We start from the raw sequence: 16,101 nt of genomic DNA on the forward strand, positions 1-16,101 counted from the left end.
CCGGATCGACCGGGTACCGGGCTGGGGTCGTCTGATGCGGGTTCGACTCCCGCCGCCCGCTCTGCACATGCGGGCGTAGCTCAAAGGAAGAGCGCGACGACGTAATGACTGACCCGACCCTCAAGCGTGCCGGTGTGCGCAATTGGGCGGCACTCTCAGGGCCCGGGGGCTGGACATGCCTCCGGGCCCGCTCCGTTCTCGTCCGCCCACGCGGCCAGCGCCGCGAAGTCCTCGTCCCGCAGCCCGCGCCGGGGGTCGACGTGGTGGAGCAGGGCGGGGCCGGGGTGGTGGGCGGCGAAGAACCGCTCGTCGGCGTCCGTGATCTCGTCGTCCACCCAGGCGAAGGCGCGGCCCGCGGCCCAGCGCAGGATGTGCGGCGCCTTCCAGTGCACGCCGTCGGGCTCTACGGCGAAGAGCTCCGGCCACTCGATGACCGGCAGCTCGGGAAGGCCGAGTACCGGGGCTATGTGGGTGTTCGCCCCGTGCATCCAGGTCGTCGCCCAGACCAGCTCGTACGGCAGGCCGAGGAGCCGGGGGCCGTGGGCGGGACTCAGCCAGACCCGCAGCGGCCGGGCGCCGCCGTGGCCCAGGGGTGCGGTGAAGCGGTGCGTCGTATAACCGGCGGGACGGCGCTCGGGTTGGGCCGCGTAGGGGTTGAGGGGGCCGTCTACGTCCAGGAGCAGCAGGGGGCGGGCGGTCATGGGCCGATGATGCCCTACGGAGGCGGGGTCAGGCACCGTCGCCGGACGCGCCCCCCGGTATGGCGTGGAGACGGGGCGGGGCCGGGTCGGGGTCCGGTTCGTCGGGGTCCAGGGCCGCCAGGCCCAGGTCCTGCTCGGCCGATTCCAGCTCGTCGAGCACGTGGTGGTAGTCCATGCCCGCGAACGCTACATGCTCGTACTGACAACGCGCCCCCACCAGGGGCTTCTTGTCGTACTGGAGCGGCCCGCACGGCAATTCCCCTCGCCATCCGGGCGCTGTCGTGCGAGGCTGGGGCCGACGACCCAGACCGACGTTGGGGGCCATGATGACCGCAGAAGGCGCACCGCAGAGCGAGCAGACCGACCCCGTGCCGCCCGCCGAGGACGACGTCAAGCGCAAGTTCCGGGAGGCGCTCGCCCGTAAGCAGAAGAGCCGTGGGGGCAAGGGCGGGCCGGGAGGCGACCAGGACTCCTCGAAGATCCACGGCGCGCACGGGCCCGTCGGCGGCAAGCGCGAGTTCCGTCGTAAGAGCGGCTGACGCCCCTCAGGGCGGCGGGACCCACGGCCCGCTCGGGACAGAGTCGGCCCGCTCGGGACACAGCACCACGGCCCGCTAGGGACAGAGCTCCACGGCCCGCTCGTGACGGAGCACCACGACACGCGAGGGACAGGGCGCCGGTTGCGACTCACCGCGATCTCCTGGCCGCGGTTGACCGCGGCCCTGGCCCGGCGTATCGCCGCGCTCGAGCCCGCCGACGGCGGCGCGTTCCCGCGTGTGGCGGTGGACGGCGCGCCCGCCGCCCGCCCCGCGGAGCTGGCCGGGGCGCTGGCGGAGGAGCTGCCGCCGCTCGGGCGGCGCGTCCAGGTGATCGGGGCGGAGGGCTTCCTCCGCCCCGCTTCCCTGCGCTACGAGTTCGGCCGCGAGGACCCCGACGCGTACTACGACGAGCGCCTCGACGTCACCGCCCTGTGGCGCGAGGTGTTCACCCCGCTCGAACCCGGCGGCACCGGCCGGGTGCTGCCCGACCTGTGGGACCCGGTCACGGACCGCGCCACGCGCAGCCCGTACGCCGGACTGGGCCCCGGCACGGTGGTGATCCTGCACGGCCCTCTGCTCCTGCACCACTGGTTCCCGTTCGACCTGACGGTCCACCTCGCGCTGACCCCGGCCGCCCTGGCCCGCCGCACGCCGCCCGCCGAGCACTGGACGCTCCCCGCCTTCGCCCGCTACGAGGAGGAGGCGAAACCCGCCGAGGCCGCCGACGTGCTCGTCCGCGTCGACGACCCGCGCCATCCGGCGTGGACCGGCTAGGGATTCCTCACGGGAGCGGCGGCCGCCCGCCGTCCGTCGCTGTCAGCAGCGCGTCCACCAGCCCCGGGAAGCGCCGGTCGAGTTCCTCCCGGCGCAGCCGTACCCGGCGCTCGCGGCCCACCGCCCGCGTCGAGGTCAGCCCCGCCTCCCGCAGCACCTTGAAGTGGTGCGACACGGTCGACTTGTGGAGATGGCCCAGCCGCACCGCCTCGGGCGAGCAGCCGAGTTCGCCGTCCTGGGCGTAGAGCCGGAACAGCCACAGCCTGGCCGGGTCGGCCAGCGCGTGCAGCACCCGCACCAGCTCGATCTCCTCCGCCGCCGGCTGGGGCAGCAGCTCGCCCTCCTCCGCCATGCCGCCTCCTCGATTGTTTGACAAGTATCAACCTATCACCCTTAACTGTTGGACAGCTGTCAAACAATCGGGAGGGACCATGCAGCTGCGCCTACTCCTGCTCGCACTCGGCACGTTCGCCATCGGCACGGACGCCATGGTCATCGCCGGCATCCTGCCGCTGATGGCCCGCGACCTCGACGTACCGATCGGCGCCGCCGGGCAGGTCGTCACCGTCTTCTCGCTGTCGTACGCCGTGCTCGCCCCGGTCGTCGCCACCGCCACCGGCCGCTGGCCCCGGCGCCGGCTGCTGCTGTCCGGGCTCGCGCTCTTCACCGTCGCCAACGCCCTGACCGCCCTCGCCCCGAACTACCCGCTGCTTCTGGGCACCCGCGTCCTCGCCGCCCTCGGCGCCTCCTTCTTCACCCCGGCCGCCGTCACCGTCGCCGCGATGCTCGCCCCGCCGGAGCGGCGCGGCCGGGCGCTGGCCCTGGTGATGGGCGGGATGACGGTCGCCACGGTGATCGGCGTACCGCTGGGCACCTGGATCGGCAGCAGCGAGTGGCGGATTACGATGTGGCTGGTGTCCGCCCTGGGTGCGCTCGCGCTCGCCGGGATCTGGGCCCTGCTGCGCGCCGAACTGCCCGTCCCGCCCGCCGTGTCGCTGCCCGGGCGCCTGCGCTGGCTGCGTGACCGGCGGGTGCTGGGGGCGGTGGCCACCACGTTCATGTTCTTCCTGGCCGTGCAGATTGTGTACATCTACCTCGCCCCGCTCGTCGCACCCGTCACCCACGGGGACGGCCACCGGCTGAGCGCGCTGATGTTCGTCTCCGGTGTCGCGTCCGTCGTGGGAATGGCCGTCACCGGCAGGCTCGTCGACCGGATCGGCAACCGGCCGACGCTGATCGCCGCCGGCGTGTGGACCACGCTCGGGCCGGTCGCGCTGCCGTGGGCGTCCCGTGATCTGACCGCCGCCTTCGTCTACAGCGCCCTGGCGCCCCTGCTCGCCTGGGGCATCGTGATCGCGCTGCAGCACCGGCTGAGCTCCGTCGACGCGGCGGCCACCCCGCTGCTGCTCTCCCTCAACGCCAGCGCCCTGTACCTCGGTACGGCGGCGGCCGGCGGTACGGGCAGCGCGGCGATTTCCGTGCTGGGGGAGCGGTGGTTCCCGCTCGCCTCCGCGGGCCTGGCGGCGCTGGCCACGGTGCTCGCGGTGGTGACAGGGCGTACGCGAGGGGCCGGGCGGTCCGCCGCGGGGGAGCGGGTCGCGGTGGCCGGATAGCGGCGGGCGGTCAGTCGCCGTCGTCCATCGGCCGGTACGGCGGTACGTCCGGCCCCGGCTGGAAGTGGGGGCCCTGGCGGATGTGGCGGCGGATGACGAAGAGGTCGACGACCGTCACCGCGGCCAGCGCCGCCGTCACCGCCGCCCAGCCGGGGCGCTCGGTGGCGGCGAAGCCGACCGTGAGGAGGGTCATCAGCGCCGTCCCCCACAGCGCCAGCCAGAAGCGCATCCGCAGCGGGCTGCGGGCGTGGATCGGTTCGTCGCCGGTGCGGCGCATGCGGATCATCTCCTCCCCTCCAGGGTCCCGCTTACCCGGAGGTAGTCAAAACCCGTTGTACGGCCGATGATGGCGGCCCCCGCGGCCCGCACGCTAACGTGCGGGACCGTGACCGATGCGATCAGTGACGACACCTTTCCCGGCCGGTACGGACCCGGCGCCACCGTGGAGATAGAGCCCACCCGCGTGGGCCTGGTCCGCACGTCGTACGCCCCCGATCCCGACGGCGACCCCGACCCCGGCGAGATCGTCTGGACCTGGGTGCCGTACGAGGAGAACGACGGCCGCGGCAAGGACCGCCCGGTCCTGGTCGTGGCCCGGGAGCGGACCGGCACCCTGCTCGCCGTACAGCTGTCCTCCAAGCGCCACGACAACGACCGCGAGTGGGTGGCCCTGGGCTCCGGCCCCTGGGACCGCTCGGGGCGCGACTCCTGGGTGGACCTGGACCGCGTCCTGCGCATCCACCCGGACGGCATGCGCCGCGAGGCGTGCTCCCTGGACCGCCAGCGGTTCCACCTGGTGGAGCACCGGCTGCGGCTGCGCCACGGCTGGCGCTGAGCACCCCCCGATCGGACCGGACGGTCCGGGCCCCCGGATCAGACCGGACGGTCCGGGGGCCTGCCGCCCACCGTCTCCACCGCCAGGGCGGCCGCCCGGCAGCCGGCCGCGGCGGCCTCCCCGGGTCCGGAGCCGGCCAGCCACGCCGCCAGATAGGCGCCGGTGAACGCGTCGCCCGCGCCCGTCGTGTCCACCGGCCGCGCCGGTGCCGCCGGGACGCGGGCGGTGACCTTGCCGCCGGCCGCCACCAGCGCCCCCTCGGGGCCGAGCGTGACGACCGCCGTCCCGTGCACCCGGCTGAGCTCCCCGGCGGCGGCCGACGGGTCCGCGAGCCCCGTGAGCAGGGCGGCCTCCGAGGCGTTGGGCAGGATCAGGTCCGCGGCGCCCACCGCCGCGACGAAGGCGGACAGCCCCAGCCGGCGGATGAAACCCGTGGACGCCGGATCGAGGCTGATGGTGGCGCCGCGCCGGTGTGCGGCCGCCGTCGCGAGGTCCGCGAGGGCGCGGCCTTCGGCGGTGAAGTAGACGTACCCGGAGAGATGGACGTGCGTCACGCCGTCCAGCAGCCGCTCGTCCCAGTCCGCCGGCCCCAGGGCGAACGCCGCGCCGCTGTCCGTGAGGAACGTGCGCTCCGCGCCGTCCGCCCCGTCCACCAGGGCGATCACCATGCCGGTGGGCAGCGCGGGGTCGGTCCGCAGCCGCGGTTCGACGCCCGCGTGCCGCAGGGCGTCCTCGTGCCAGGCGGCGGAGTCGGATCCCGCCTTCCCCAGCATCCGCACCGGCACGGAGCCGCAACGCGCCGCCCACGCCGCGACGTTGGCCCCCGCCCCGCCGGGCAGCGTGCGGATGCGCGCCGCGGTGTCCGTCCCGGGCGCGAGGGGGCCGTGGTGGCGGGCGATGACGTCGGTGACGACGTCGCCGATGACGAGGAGCATCAGGGCCGCCCCGGCTCCCCGTACACCTCGTGCCCTACCCCGCCAGGCACCGCGCGATCTCCGCCCCCACCCGCACGTTCCCCCGTACCGCCGCCAGGTTCGCCTCCAGCGACGCCCCCGCGGTGTGCTCGGTGAGGTACGCGAGCAGATACGGCGTGACCGCCTGCCCCGTCACCTCCTCGCGCTCCGCCGCCGCCAGACCCTCCGCCAGCACCCGGTCGTGCAGCGCCGGGTCCAGCTGCTCCGCCTCCGGCACGGGGTTGGCGACGACGACCGCCGCGGAGACCCCCAGACCGTCCTGGGTGCGCAGGACCGCCGCGGCCTCCCGCGGGCCGCCCACCGTCCAGTCCACCGGCTGCCCCGACGAACGCAGATAGAAGCCGGGGAACTCGTCCGTCCCGTACCCGAGTACGGTCACGCCCAGCGTCTCCAGCCGCTGCAGCGTCGCCGGCACGTCCAGGATCGACTTCACCCCCGCGCACACCACGGCGATGCGCGTACGCCCCAGCAGCCCCAGGTCCGCCGACTCGTCCTGCGTCGCGGTCCAGTCCCGGTGCACGCCGCCGAGCCCGCCGGTGGCGAAGACCCGGATACCGGCCCGCGCGGCCAGATACGCGGTCGCCGACACGGTCGTCGCCCCGGACGCGCCCAGCGCGCCCGCCGGGGCGAGGTCGCGGACGCTGAGCTTGCGCATGCCGTCGTCGTTCGCGACCCGGTCCAGCTCCTCCTTGCCGAGGCCCACCCGGGGCGTCCCGTCGATCACGGCGACGGTGGCCGGCACCGCGCCCCCGGCGCGGACCAGGCCCTCCAGCTCCGCCGCCACCGCGGCGTTGCGGGGCCGGGGCAGCCCGTGCGCGATGATCGTCGACTCGAGGGCGACGACGGGGCGGCCGGTGTCCAGGGCCGCGCGTACCTCGGGTGAAATGATCATGTGGAGTACTCCCCGTTCCACGGCGCGGAGAAACCCAGCCCGTCCGGATAGAGCTCCGCCCAGTCCGGCTCGCCCACCTCGGCGGCCTTCTCGTCGTGGCACTCGGCCACCAGGCCGAACCGGATGCCGTCGTAGCGGAGTTCGAAGGGCCGTACCCCGATATCGTCGAACTCCAGCCCGGGCAGGGCGGCGAGCCACTGCTCCAGCCGGGCGTCGAGCCTGCCGTCCGCGGGCACGCCGGGGCCGGGGGTCCACACGTCGGAGCCGGTGTGGTGGCCGTCGGCGTCGAAGCGGTGCAGGACCGCGTACCAACGGCGGTGTTTGAGCCAGTCGTCGACGCCGGGACGGAAGTCGTCCGGATAGGCGGCGGTGATCGAGGCGAAGAACTGGCCTTCGTCGTAGCGCCCGATGTTCTCGGTGCGATAACCCGGTTCGTACCGGATCGGGATGACCGCAGGGATCGGCATGCGCATGACCTTAGCGGCTTGATCGAACCGGGGTGGAGCCCACTCCCCTCCGCGGCGGGTGGAGCCTACTCCCCTCCGTGCACCGTGAGATACCCGGGCGGCACCTCGGCCACCAGCCACACCCCGTTCGCGCTGCGCCGGAACTCGGCGCCGTCCGCGTGCAGCCGGGCCGCGTCCACGGCCAGGACGACCGGTCGGCCGCGGCGGTTGCCGACGCGCAGCGCCGTCGCCACGTCCCCCGACAGATGGACGTCGTGCCGGTTCATCGCCCTCAGCCCGTCCCGGAAGATGGCGTCCAGCGAGCTGCCGACCGTGCCGTGGTAGAGCACGGGCGGCGGCTCCTGCGGCTCGTACCCCAGATCGACGGGGACGCTGTGGCCCTGGCTGGCGCGGATCCGGCGCCCGTCCGCGGAGAGGGCGAAGCGACGCTTGTCGTTGCCGTCGACGATCTCCTGCAGCTCGTCCCTGGTCAGCCGGGTGCCCCGGGCGTCGAGTGCCGCCAGCAGCACGTCGATCTCGACCCAGCCCGCCGCGTCCAGCTTCACGCCGTACCGCGCGGGGTCGTGCCGCAGGCAGTGCGACAGTCTCTTGGAGCTTCTGATCAGTCTCTTCTCATCCATGCTGGTACGAGAGTAGGGGCCGTTCAGCGGCGTACGACAGCGGATTTCCGGGACCGGCCCTACCGTCGGGGTATGACGGGAACACCCTTGCTCCTGCTGGACGTGGACGGGCCGCTGAACCCGTACGCCGCGCCCGAACGGCCGCCCGGATACAGCACGTACCTGGTCACCGGCCTGGACATCGGCCTGCTGCGCGTCTGGCTCAACCCCGCGCACGGCGAGCGGCTGCTGCGGCTGCCGTACGACCTCGTCTGGGCGACGACGTGGATGCACGAGGCCAACTCGGTCGTCGGCGAACGCGTGCTGGGGCTGCCGGTGCTGCCGGTGATCGAGTGGAAGGCGATGCACCAGGAGGACCCCGACGGGCTGTACTGGAAGACGCGGCAGATCGCCGAGTGGGCGGCCGGGCGGCCGTTCGCCTGGGTGGACGACGAGATCAGCGAGCTGGACGAGGAGTGGATCGCGGAGAGTTACGACGGGGAGGCGCTGCTGCACTGGGTCGATCCGCGCACCGGACTGACGGAGGCGGACTTCGCGGCGCTGGAGGACTGGGCGGCGGGGCTGGACGCACCCCGCCGCCGTCCGTCGGTGGGTTAGCCCTCGGTCAGCCGACGCGGAAGCCCTCGAACGTCGACAGCCCGCGCCTGTTGCCCCCGCCGTCCGCCGCCGTCATGAAGACGCCGACGTCCGCGGCCGTCCCGCCGCCGGGCACGGTGGCCGAGCCGACGAGGTTCCAGGTCGTGCCGTCGGTGCTGCACTCGCCCGTGTACGTGTCGCCGCGCCGGGTCAGCCGCAGCAGCACCGGCGCCGGGTACGAGCCCTGCGGGGCGTTGCGGTCGAGGGTGCCGTTGTCGTCGCTGTCCCACGACAGGACGCAGCCGTGGTCGGGGGTGAGGGCGAGGTTGAGGAACCCCCTGGCCGACTGGGCGGTGAGGTCGGAGCGCACGATCAGCCCGGTGCGCGCCCACGGGCCGGTGGGGTCCTGGCCGGTGACGCGGACCGTGGCGGTGGCGCCGTCGGTCAGCGCGCCGGGCAGGTAGACCGCGCCGAACTGCTTGGTGTTGCCCCACAGATCGGCGCCGCCGCCCTCGATGGCCAGCTGGTCGCCGGACTGCCCGAAGGAGGCGTTGTTGAAGGAGACCGTGCGGTACGGCTCGGCCACCCCGTTCGACTTCAGCAGCCGCACCGAGGCGGAGGTACCCGCCGGCTGCCCGGCCGTCGTGTACGCCGCCCGCACCGGCAGCCGCAGCACCAGATCGCCCCCGTCGGCGGCGAGGGACACCCGCCAGCGGACGGTGAGGGTCTGCCCCGGGGCCAGCGCCGGCGCGGTCAGCGGGGTGAGCGGCTCGGCGGTGACGCCGTCGGGGAGGGTCAGGCCGAGGGCGACGTCCTGGGCCGGGGCGAAGCCGTTGCGGTTGGTGAGCGTGGCGGTGACGGTGACGGGGCTGCCGGCGGTGAGCGTGGCGCGGTCGGCGGAGGCCGTCAGCAGGGCCTGGTGCGGGTCGCGGGCCAGGGAGGCGGCGAGGTCGCCGGCCAGCGCGTGGATGTCGCCGCGGGGCTGGGCGGAGTACGTCGTGCCGCGGTCACGGGCCCAGGCGTCCTCGTGGGCGAACCAGTCGATGGCGGCGGGGGCGCGGTTCTCCCGCAGGGCGGCGCCGAGTTCGGCGAAGTATCGCTGCCAGCGGCCGTGGTAGAAGTCGCCGAGCAGCCCCTGCCACTCGCGGTTGGCGTAGTCGTGCAGACCGCCGTTGTCGCTGCCCGCGCGATGGCCCCAGGTGGTGACCAGGGAGCGGCAGTCGTAGTCCAGCCGCGCCGCCTCCTCCTCGTCCGCCGCCCACGCGGCGGCCTGGGCGAGATGGCGGCCCAGCAGATGCTGCCGGTCGGTGCCCACGATCCGGTCCAGGCGCTTGATCCACGCCAGCCACAGGGCGGTCAGCTCGCCGAACCGCTCCTGGTCCTTCGCGTCGTACGCGGCCTTGATCTGGGGGAGCAGCAGCCGGGCGCGGTTGGCGAGGGCCTGACGGGCGACGTCCATCAGGTCGTAGCGGTACGCCGGGCTGTCCCGCAGCTCCGGGGCCACGGCGAGGAGTTCGGTGAGGGCCCGGTCGAACGCCGTCGTGTCGTACCGCTCGGCCCGCGGTCCCCAGCTCGCGGCGGTGGTCGTGGTCAGGGAGGGGCGGGCGCAGTAGAGGCTGTCCGGCTGCTCGCTCCAGCTGTCCGTGCGGCGCGTGCCGTACGCCGTGGTGCGCAGCACCTCCCAGGCCGCGGCGGCGTGCGGGTCGTCGGCGCCGTACCGGGCGGTGGCGTAGCCGTGGAACCACTCCCGCGTGTCGATCGGGCCGTCGGTCCAGGCCAGGTCGGTGAGCAGGGCGAGGGCGGCGGCGTTGTTGTCGGCGGCCTCGGGCATCGCCGCGATGCCGGCGAGCTTGCTGCCGGGCTTGTCCCGCCAGCGCGGGTAGAGCTCGGCCCAGTCGGGGGTGTTGGCGCCGAGGACGGTGTGGCCGCCGAAGTTCCAGATGGAGCCGAAGGCGTACGGGGTGCCCAGCCAGTCCGTCTCGCGGTCGTTGACGCTGGGGAAGCGGTCGGAGAGGCCGTCCACGATGAGCATCCGCTCCCGGTCGACGGCCTGCACGATCTCCTTGCGCGGGTTGGTCTGCCAGCCCAGGATCGCCCACAGCGCGTCGGGGTGGGCGGTGCGCAGGGCCGTCTCGACGGCCTTCGCGGCCTCGCCCACGGGCACGTTGCCGGCCAGGCCGCCCTCGTGCAGCAGGTCCATCTTGTACAGGCCGGCCTCGCCGAACAGCGCGCTCTGGTGCCGGTAGAAGGAGGCGGCGACGCGGGCGAAGTGCGGGTCGCGCGGGTCGAGCCAGCCGGGCCGGGTGAAGCCCACCCAGCCGCCCTGCGGGACGACGTTCGCGCCCGGGTTGCGCGCGGCGAAGTCCTCCGGGACGGTGCCGAAGTAGCCGGGCAGTACGGGCGTCATGCCCAGCTCCCGGATCCGGGCGGCGATCCGGCCGCCCAGCGCGGCCCGGCGGCTCAGCAGCTGGGCGGAGACGGGCCCGGCGAAACCGGACATGTTCTGCAGCAGCCACCACGGCTGGTGCGCGGGACCGGGGATCCAGGCGCGCGCCTCGGCGTCGGTGTAGCCGAACTCGCGCAGCACCGCGTGGTAGACGGCGTCCGCGCCGACGTACAGCAGGACTTCGTTGATGCCGTGCAGTGCGAGGACGTCCAGCGCCCGCTCCCACTGCGGCCAGTCGCGGTACGCGCCTGTGTAGCCCTCGCTGGTGTCGTTGTACGCGAAGCGGTGCGGGACGTTCGCCCGGCCGGTCAGCGGCTCGGCCGGGGCGGGCAGCCGCTCGGGCAGGTCGAGCTGCTCGCCGGTCCAGGAGATGTGCGCGTGCGCGGTCCGGCGCAGATACGCGCCGACGCCCGCCAGCTGTACGGCGGGGGTGGTGCCGGAGACCACGATGCGGCCGGAGGCGCCCTCGACGCGGTAGTGGTCGTCCCCGGGTGCCGGGGCGGCCAGGGCGCGCAGCTCGAACTGCGTGTGGTGGCCGGGCAGCAGCCGCTCCAGCGCCTCCGCGGCGGGGGCGGGGTCGAAGGGCGGGTCCGCGGCCTGTCCGTCGCCCGCGGGGGTGGCGGCGCTCGCGGCCGCGCCCGCGTTCGCGTTCGCGGAGAGGGCGGCCGTAACGCCGAGGACGCCGGTCGAGGTGAGGAAACGCCGTCGGTCGAGAGGACTCATGAGGCAACTCCTGCGTAATCCTGCGCGATTTGGGGGATCTTCGAGCAGGATCACGCTCATGTCAAGGAGGCGCCCGGGCGGTGTCCCAGAGGCGTGCGGGCCGTGTGGCGGAGTGCGGCCCAGGCCGCGTGGCCGATCGCGCTCAGCCCTCGGCCAGCTCCAGGATCTTCAGGACCGTGTTCCAGTTCCGGGCCGTGGCCGTGATGCCCAGCTTCTTGTTCGCGAAGTTCGCCGCCAGCTTGGAGCGTCCCAGACCGTTCGGGCACCAGACGTACACGACACGGTCCCCGACGACGTACTTGTCCGGCTCGTACTGGGCCGGATCGTCCGTCTGGAACCAGGTGTCCTTCGGTACGGCGGAGAGGAAGACGGCGAGGAACCTGGCCGGCTCGGCCGGCCCCTCGGGCAGCGGATTGCCCGCGACGATCTCGGCGATCTCCGCACGCGTGCGGACGATCACCGGGATCTGCAGACCGAACTCCTCCAGGATCGCGGCCTCGATGGCCACGGCCGTCTTCTCCGGCACCGTGCCCGGATCGTCGAAGACGACGTTGCCGCTGGCCACATAGGTGACGACGTTGCCGTAACCGCGCTCCGTGAGCACCTCGCGCAGCCGGGCCATGGGGATCTTGTTGTGGCCGCTGACATTGATGCCGCGGAGCAGGGCAATCTGCTTGCTCACGCCCGGACCCCTCCTTGGAGTTGATCATTCCGTCAGTCCGTGCGCGGCATCCTGCCACGAGTGAGTACGCCCAGGACAGCCACCGGAAGGAGGAGTACCGCCCCCGCGGCGTTCAGCCAGCCGTAACTCGCCTGTGCCACCACCACGCCCGCCAGCGCGCCCCCGGCACCCGCGAGGGAGCTCATCGACAGGTCCGCGAGCCCCTGCACCCCGGCGCGCGACGCCTGCGGCACGGAGTCGGTGAGCAGCGCCGAGCCCGACACCAGGCCCGCCGACCAGCCGAGGCCCAGGACGAAGAGGCCGGCGGCGCTCTGCAGGTGGTTGCCCTGCGCCGTACCGGCCAGCAGGGCGGCGAGGGCGAGCAGGGCGACCGCCAGGCCGATCACCGAGATCCGGCCGATGCGGTCCGCCAGCCAGCCCATCACCGGCGAGAAGGCGTACATGCCGAGGATGTGGCTGCTGAAGACCAGGCCGATCAGCTCGATGTCCGCCCCGTGATGGACCAGGTCGAGCGGGGTCATCACCATGATCGCGACCATCGTGGTGTGCGAGACGGCGATCGTCAGCAGTGCGAGCCGGGCCATGGGGGAGCCCTGGACGGCCCGTACGGCGGCGCGCAGCGAGCGGCTCTCGGGGCGGTCGGCGTCCGCCGGGTTCAGCGCCCGGGCGGTCAGGAGCGGATCGGGGCGCAGGGTCAGCGCCATCACGACCGCCGCGACGAGGAACACCCCGGTGGCCCAGACGAACGGGCCCGCCGCCTCGGGTATCCCGGCCCCGGAGACGCTGCGGCCGGCGGGGGCGGCGATGTTGGGGCCGAGGACGGCGCCGATGGTCGTCGCCCAGACGACGGTGGCGATCGCCCGCCCGCGCCGCTCCGGCTCGGCGAGGTCCGCCGCGGCGAACCGGGCCGCCAGATTGGCGGAGGAGCCGGCGCCGAACGCGGCCATGCCGAGCAGCAGCAGCGGGAAGTTCCCGACGACGGCCGCGAGCACCACCAGCGCCGCCCCGGCCGCTCCGATGAGGTACGCCAGCACCAGGCCGGCCCGCCGTCCCCGCCGGCTCATCAGCGACGCCAGCGGCAGGGCCAGCACCGCCGTGCCGGCCACGGTCGACGTCTGCCCGAGGCCGGACAGCGCCTCGGATCCCGAGACCTCCTCGGCGAGCAGGGCGGACAGGGCGATCCCGATCGCCACCCCGAGCCCGCCGAGTACCTGGCCGGCCAGCAGCACCAGGGTCGTACGGCGGCGGATACGGGGCAGGTCCGCGACCAGGGTGGCGGTGTCCTGCGAGGAGGGCTGTTCGAGTGTTGTCACGGCTGGCAGTGTCCCAGAACGGGCGTTCGGGTGGCAGGGGTGTCCTGGGAGGACGGTGCTGTCACCTTCGAGGGTCGGTGAGGTACTAGAACAGCGGCTCCGGCAGTACGCCCTCCAGCGCCAGCAGCTTCCGCTTCGTCTCCAGTCCGCCGCCGAACCCGCCTATCCCGCCGTCGCTCTCCACCACCCGGTGGCAGGCCACCACCACGGGCAGCGGATTCGAGCCCATCGCCCGCCCCACCGCCTGGGCCGCGCCCGGCTCGCCCACCCGCACCGCCAGGTCCTGGTACCCGACGACCGCTCCGTACGGGACGTGCGCCGCGAGCTCCTTCAGCACCTGGCGGTTGAACCCGGTGGACAGGGACCAGTCCAGCGGAAGGTCGAAGTCCTTCCGCCGGCCGGCGAAGTACTCGGTCAGCTGCCGCACGGGCTCCTCCAGGGCGGCGGGCTCGGGCGTCGCGCCCAGCCGCTCCGCGAGGCGCTCCAGCACGGGACCGGCCGACGCCTCGTCCGTATGGAACGCGACCTTGACCAGTCCGGCCGGAGTCGCCGCGAGCAGCAGCGGGCCGATCGGGGTGTCCATCACACGCCAGCCGACAACGGAACCATTCATGCCGGGCAGCGTAGGCGATGCCACTGACACTCCCCGTGGCCCCTCCGCTACCACTTGTCAGACGGTGTACCGATTGGATATCGACGAACCCAAGTCCGTCCTAACTGACGATTCCCGCACGCCAGTCCTACTAGCATCAATGGCTGCCCCGCACAACCAACTTCCGCTTGAGACTGATCACGGTCCAATGCCCAGCATTCAGGGAGATATCGCGTGCAAGGTGCGGTTCCGGTCGACGGATTCACGTACGACCTGCTCACTCCTGTCACCGCCTTCTGCGCGGCAGCCCTCGGCAGTGCCCTGGGACTGCGCTGCACCATGCGCGCGCTGGCGGTGGAGCCGGCAAGACGCGTGGCCTGGCTGGCGCTGGGCGCCGTGGCCATCGGCACCGGCATCTTCACCATGCACTTCATCGCGATGATGGGCTTCACGGCCAAGGACGTGCAGATCAACTACGACCTGCCCGTCACGCTGGCCAGCCTCGTGGTGGCCGTCGTGGTCGTCGGCGTGGGCGTGTTCCTGGTCGGCTACAAGGGCCGCACGCCGCTCGCGCTGACGGGCGGCGGCATGATCACCGGCCTGGGCGTGGCCTGTATGCACTATCTGGGCATGGCTGGCATGCGCATGGACGGCGCCAAACAGGTGTACTCGGCGTCGGTCGTCATCCTCTCCGTCGTCATCGCCGTGGTGGCCGCGACCGCGGCCCTGTGGCTGTCGATGACGGTGAAGAAGTTCGGTGTCGCCGTGGGCGCCGCGCTGATCATGGGCGTGGCCGTCTCCGGCATGCACTACACCGCGATGGAGGCGCTGAGCGTCCACCTCACCGCGGCCAAGGGCGCGCTCACCGGCCGGACGCCCGCGGAGATCCTGGCCCCGATCCTGATCGGTCCCGTACTGCTGCTGGTCTTCGTGGGCCTGTTCGTCGGCATGGACCCGCTGGAGCGGGAGTGGCGGCACCGCGACAGCGACGGCCGGATCCCGGAGCCGCGGGGCGAGGACCCCTCGGTGGCGGAGCCGTCGATGTTCGAGCGGCGCTCCTGAGGGTTCGTACGGCGGCGGTGTTCCGCGGCCCGTGGAGACAGAGACGAGGCGGGTGCTTCCCGGTGACCCACCGGGAAGCACCCGCCTCGTGCGTGCGCGTCGTCAGTCCTCGCCGTGGGACGCGTGGCCCGCGTCGGCGAGCGCCTTGGCCACCTGGTCCGGCTTGTTCGTGATGATCCCGTCCGCGCCCTGGTCCGCCAGCCGCACCGCGGCCGCCGGGTCGTCGACGGTCCAGGTGAACGCCTCCAGCGGCCGCCCGTGCGGGCCGGTCAGGGCGTGTACGGCGGCGTAGTACCCGGCCGACATGGTGCCCTGGTTGGAGTTGATCTGGTCGGCGAAGGCGGCGTACGCGGGCAGGTCGGCGATCGCCGGGGTGCCCAGGAAACCGGTCTTCACGTCAGGCCGCAGCCGGTGCACCGTCTTGATCGACTCGGCGTCGAAGGACTGGACGACCAGCTTCTTCTCCACGTGTGTCCGGTTCAGCCAGCCCAGCCGGTCCAGCTCGTCGACCGTGTCCTCGGCCAGCCCCGGGTGCAGCTGGGGCTGCTTGATCTCCAGCACCAGGCTCTGGTCGTTGTCCTCGACCCGGTTCATGTACTGCTCCAGGCTCGGCACCTTCAGCCCCGCCCACTGCGGGCCCTTCCAGCTGCCGGCGTCCAGGGTGGAGATCTCCGCCCAGGTGAAGTCCGTGATGTTCCACGGGGCGCGCCCGGGGAACTTCTGCTCCACGTCCGTGGTCCGGGCCAGCGTCGGGTCGTGCAGGATGACGAGTACGCCGTCCTTGGTGCGCTGGACGTCGTTCTCGACCCAGTCGACGCCCATGTCGCGGGCGGCGTCGATGGCGGCCAGCGTGTTCTCGGGGACGTAGGCGGAGGCGCCGCGGTGGGCGATGGTGACGACGCCGCGGTCGGGCTCGGCGGCGCTCGCCGGGGAGGTGGTGAGCAGGGCCGCGGCGAGCCCCAGGAGGGCGGCGGTCAGGCGGGTGGCGCTCGGACGGGTGGGGGTCGGGCTGGTAAGGGTCGGGCGGATGGCGGTGCGGGACTGCATCCCGGACTCCTCGATGTCGTTTCGTGTGCCGAACTGTTGGAACTGTCCGGATCCCGTGCGGAATCCTGCGCGAGATCGCGGACACCCGTCGAGACTCACAGCCGCGGGCGACGGGCGGACAGGCGTGGGACGGCCAGACCGTGAACGGCGGCATCACCCAGGTGAAGGCGGGATACGCACCAGTAGGGCGGGTGGTTTCGGCCGCTTCGGGTGATCCCGTACGGCCGGAACCGCCCCCTTGCGCC

Annotated in this window: 19 protein-coding genes; 6 read left to right on the forward strand and 13 right to left on the reverse strand. The window is 73.3% G+C overall.

Features of this window, described 5'->3' with window-relative positions; translation table 11 throughout:
* Positions 1 to 155 precede the first annotated feature (155 nt).
* Complete coding sequence (locus tag AB0M28_RS01560; protein ID WP_365395894.1) at positions 156 to 701, reverse strand: HAD domain-containing protein; 546 nt, start codon at positions 699 to 701, stop codon at positions 156 to 158.
* A 28-nt stretch (positions 702 to 729) separates the two neighbouring features.
* The gene (locus AB0M28_RS01565) at positions 730 to 876 is read right to left on the reverse strand and encodes a hypothetical protein (protein ID WP_365395897.1); all 147 of its coding nucleotides are present in this window, start codon (positions 874 to 876) and stop codon (positions 730 to 732) included.
* A 148-nt stretch (positions 877 to 1,024) separates the two neighbouring features.
* Between AB0M28_RS01565 and AB0M28_RS01570 the strand changes: the two genes are divergently transcribed.
* Both AB0M28_RS01570 and AB0M28_RS01575 read left to right on the forward strand, forming a co-directional pair.
* On the forward strand, positions 1,025 to 1,240 hold the full coding sequence (locus tag AB0M28_RS01570; RefSeq protein WP_365395900.1) for a DUF5302 domain-containing protein: 216 nt from the start codon (positions 1,025 to 1,027) through the stop codon (positions 1,238 to 1,240).
* A gap of 141 nt (positions 1,241 to 1,381) precedes the next feature.
* Positions 1,382 to 2,014: a uridine kinase gene (locus tag AB0M28_RS01575; protein WP_365395903.1), complete on the forward strand. Its 633-nt coding sequence runs from the start codon at positions 1,382 to 1,384 to the stop codon at positions 2,012 to 2,014.
* A gap of 7 nt (positions 2,015 to 2,021) precedes the next feature.
* Here AB0M28_RS01575 and AB0M28_RS01580 read toward each other — a convergent pair whose 3' ends face one another.
* Positions 2,022 to 2,366 (reverse strand): ArsR family transcriptional regulator, encoded by a 345-nt coding sequence (locus AB0M28_RS01580; RefSeq protein ID WP_365395906.1) that lies wholly within the window; start codon positions 2,364 to 2,366, stop codon positions 2,022 to 2,024.
* A gap of 79 nt (positions 2,367 to 2,445) precedes the next feature.
* Here AB0M28_RS01580 and AB0M28_RS01585 point away from each other — a divergent pair, with 79 nt between their 5' ends.
* The gene (locus AB0M28_RS01585; RefSeq protein ID WP_365395909.1) at positions 2,446 to 3,627 is read left to right on the forward strand and encodes an MFS transporter; all 1,182 of its coding nucleotides are present in this window, start codon (positions 2,446 to 2,448) and stop codon (positions 3,625 to 3,627) included.
* A gap of 10 nt (positions 3,628 to 3,637) precedes the next feature.
* Here AB0M28_RS01585 and AB0M28_RS01590 read toward each other — a convergent pair whose 3' ends face one another.
* A complete protein-coding gene (locus AB0M28_RS01590; protein ID WP_365395912.1) occupies positions 3,638 to 3,913 on the reverse strand; it encodes a DUF6343 family protein in 276 nt (91 codons plus the stop codon).
* A 99-nt stretch (positions 3,914 to 4,012) separates the two neighbouring features.
* Here AB0M28_RS01590 and AB0M28_RS01595 point away from each other — a divergent pair, with 99 nt between their 5' ends.
* Complete coding sequence (locus tag AB0M28_RS01595) at positions 4,013 to 4,462, forward strand: type II toxin-antitoxin system PemK/MazF family toxin (RefSeq protein ID WP_365395915.1); 450 nt, start codon at positions 4,013 to 4,015, stop codon at positions 4,460 to 4,462.
* 38 nt (positions 4,463 to 4,500) lie between these two features.
* Here the strand turns inward: AB0M28_RS01595 and AB0M28_RS01600 are convergent, their stop codons facing one another.
* The 4 genes from AB0M28_RS01600 to AB0M28_RS01615 all read right to left on the reverse strand — a co-directional run bounded on the left by AB0M28_RS01600 (position 4,501) and on the right by AB0M28_RS01615 (position 7,415).
* Entirely contained in the window at positions 4,501 to 5,397 is an 897-nt protein-coding gene (locus AB0M28_RS01600; RefSeq protein ID WP_365395918.1) for a PfkB family carbohydrate kinase, read from the reverse strand.
* Positions 5,398 to 5,431: 34 nt separating this feature from the next.
* Positions 5,432 to 6,328: a pseudouridine-5'-phosphate glycosidase gene (locus tag AB0M28_RS01605; RefSeq protein WP_365395920.1), complete on the reverse strand. Its 897-nt coding sequence runs from the start codon at positions 6,326 to 6,328 to the stop codon at positions 5,432 to 5,434.
* Positions 6,325 to 6,795, reverse strand: coding sequence for a hypothetical protein (locus AB0M28_RS01610; RefSeq protein WP_365395923.1), 471 nt, complete (start codon positions 6,793 to 6,795; stop codon positions 6,325 to 6,327). Before AB0M28_RS01610 ends, AB0M28_RS01605 begins: the two co-directional genes overlap by 4 nt.
* Before the next feature lie 65 nt (positions 6,796 to 6,860).
* Positions 6,861 to 7,415, reverse strand: a complete 555-nt coding sequence (locus AB0M28_RS01615) for an RNA 2'-phosphotransferase (RefSeq protein WP_365395926.1) — start codon at positions 7,413 to 7,415, stop codon at positions 6,861 to 6,863.
* Between the two features lie 72 nt (positions 7,416 to 7,487).
* On the opposite strand from AB0M28_RS01615, the gene AB0M28_RS01620 reads away from it, so the two are divergent.
* Complete coding sequence (locus AB0M28_RS01620) at positions 7,488 to 8,012, forward strand: HAD domain-containing protein (RefSeq protein ID WP_365395929.1); 525 nt, start codon at positions 7,488 to 7,490, stop codon at positions 8,010 to 8,012.
* A 7-nt stretch (positions 8,013 to 8,019) separates the two neighbouring features.
* Here the strand turns inward: AB0M28_RS01620 and AB0M28_RS01625 are convergent, their stop codons facing one another.
* The 4 genes from AB0M28_RS01625 to AB0M28_RS01640 all read right to left on the reverse strand — a co-directional run bounded on the left by AB0M28_RS01625 (position 8,020) and on the right by AB0M28_RS01640 (position 13,768).
* Positions 8,020 to 11,160, reverse strand: a complete 3,141-nt coding sequence (locus tag AB0M28_RS01625) for an alpha-N-acetylglucosaminidase TIM-barrel domain-containing protein (protein WP_365395932.1) — start codon at positions 11,158 to 11,160, stop codon at positions 8,020 to 8,022.
* A 142-nt stretch (positions 11,161 to 11,302) separates the two neighbouring features.
* Complete coding sequence (locus AB0M28_RS01630) at positions 11,303 to 11,842, reverse strand: DUF1697 domain-containing protein (RefSeq protein WP_365395935.1); 540 nt, start codon at positions 11,840 to 11,842, stop codon at positions 11,303 to 11,305.
* A 32-nt stretch (positions 11,843 to 11,874) separates the two neighbouring features.
* Complete coding sequence (locus AB0M28_RS01635; protein WP_365395938.1) at positions 11,875 to 13,155, reverse strand: MFS transporter; 1,281 nt, start codon at positions 13,153 to 13,155, stop codon at positions 11,875 to 11,877.
* Between the two features lie 85 nt (positions 13,156 to 13,240).
* Positions 13,241 to 13,768, reverse strand: coding sequence for a methylated-DNA--[protein]-cysteine S-methyltransferase (locus AB0M28_RS01640; RefSeq protein ID WP_365395941.1), 528 nt, complete (start codon positions 13,766 to 13,768; stop codon positions 13,241 to 13,243).
* A gap of 213 nt (positions 13,769 to 13,981) precedes the next feature.
* Between AB0M28_RS01640 and AB0M28_RS01645 the strand changes: the two genes are divergently transcribed.
* On the forward strand, positions 13,982 to 14,809 hold the full coding sequence (locus tag AB0M28_RS01645; protein WP_365395944.1) for an MHYT domain-containing protein: 828 nt from the start codon (positions 13,982 to 13,984) through the stop codon (positions 14,807 to 14,809).
* Positions 14,810 to 14,911: 102 nt separating this feature from the next.
* Here the strand turns inward: AB0M28_RS01645 and AB0M28_RS01650 are convergent, their stop codons facing one another.
* Positions 14,912 to 15,856 (reverse strand): glycerophosphodiester phosphodiesterase family protein, encoded by a 945-nt coding sequence (locus AB0M28_RS01650; protein WP_365395947.1) that lies wholly within the window; start codon positions 15,854 to 15,856, stop codon positions 14,912 to 14,914.
* Positions 15,857 to 16,101: the final 245 nt, after the last annotated feature.

Source organism: Streptomyces sp. NPDC051940 (assembly GCF_040680895.1).
Taxonomy (GTDB): domain Bacteria; phylum Actinomycetota; class Actinomycetes; order Streptomycetales; family Streptomycetaceae; genus Streptomyces.

Bases quoted from the DNA above. Each gene is read 5' to 3' on its own strand.
- AB0M28_RS01620 (WP_365395929.1), top strand. From the start codon at position 7,488: ATGACGGGAACACCCTTGCTCCTGCTGGACGTGGACGGGCCGCTGAAC.
- AB0M28_RS01640 (WP_365395941.1), bottom strand. From the start codon at position 13,768: ATGAATGGTTCCGTTGTCGGCTGGCGTGTGATGGACACCCCGATCGGC.
- AB0M28_RS01625 (WP_365395932.1), bottom strand. From the start codon at position 11,160: ATGAGTCCTCTCGACCGACGGCGTTTCCTCACCTCGACCGGCGTCCTC.
- AB0M28_RS01590 (WP_365395912.1), bottom strand. From the start codon at position 3,913: ATGATCCGCATGCGCCGCACCGGCGACGAACCGATCCACGCCCGCAGC.
- AB0M28_RS01615 (WP_365395926.1), bottom strand. From the start codon at position 7,415: ATGGATGAGAAGAGACTGATCAGAAGCTCCAAGAGACTGTCGCACTGC.
- AB0M28_RS01600 (WP_365395918.1), bottom strand. From the start codon at position 5,397: ATGCTCCTCGTCATCGGCGACGTCGTCACCGACGTCATCGCCCGCCAC.
- AB0M28_RS01650 (WP_365395947.1), bottom strand. From the start codon at position 15,856: ATGCAGTCCCGCACCGCCATCCGCCCGACCCTTACCAGCCCGACCCCC.
- AB0M28_RS01605 (WP_365395920.1), bottom strand. From the start codon at position 6,328: ATGATCATTTCACCCGAGGTACGCGCGGCCCTGGACACCGGCCGCCCC.
- AB0M28_RS01565 (WP_365395897.1), bottom strand. From the start codon at position 876: ATGGACTACCACCACGTGCTCGACGAGCTGGAATCGGCCGAGCAGGAC.
- AB0M28_RS01560 (WP_365395894.1), bottom strand. From the start codon at position 701: ATGACCGCCCGCCCCCTGCTGCTCCTGGACGTAGACGGCCCCCTCAAC.
- AB0M28_RS01580 (WP_365395906.1), bottom strand. From the start codon at position 2,366: ATGGCGGAGGAGGGCGAGCTGCTGCCCCAGCCGGCGGCGGAGGAGATC.
- AB0M28_RS01570 (WP_365395900.1), top strand. From the start codon at position 1,025: ATGATGACCGCAGAAGGCGCACCGCAGAGCGAGCAGACCGACCCCGTG.
- AB0M28_RS01585 (WP_365395909.1), top strand. From the start codon at position 2,446: ATGCAGCTGCGCCTACTCCTGCTCGCACTCGGCACGTTCGCCATCGGC.
- AB0M28_RS01610 (WP_365395923.1), bottom strand. From the start codon at position 6,795: ATGCCGATCCCTGCGGTCATCCCGATCCGGTACGAACCGGGTTATCGC.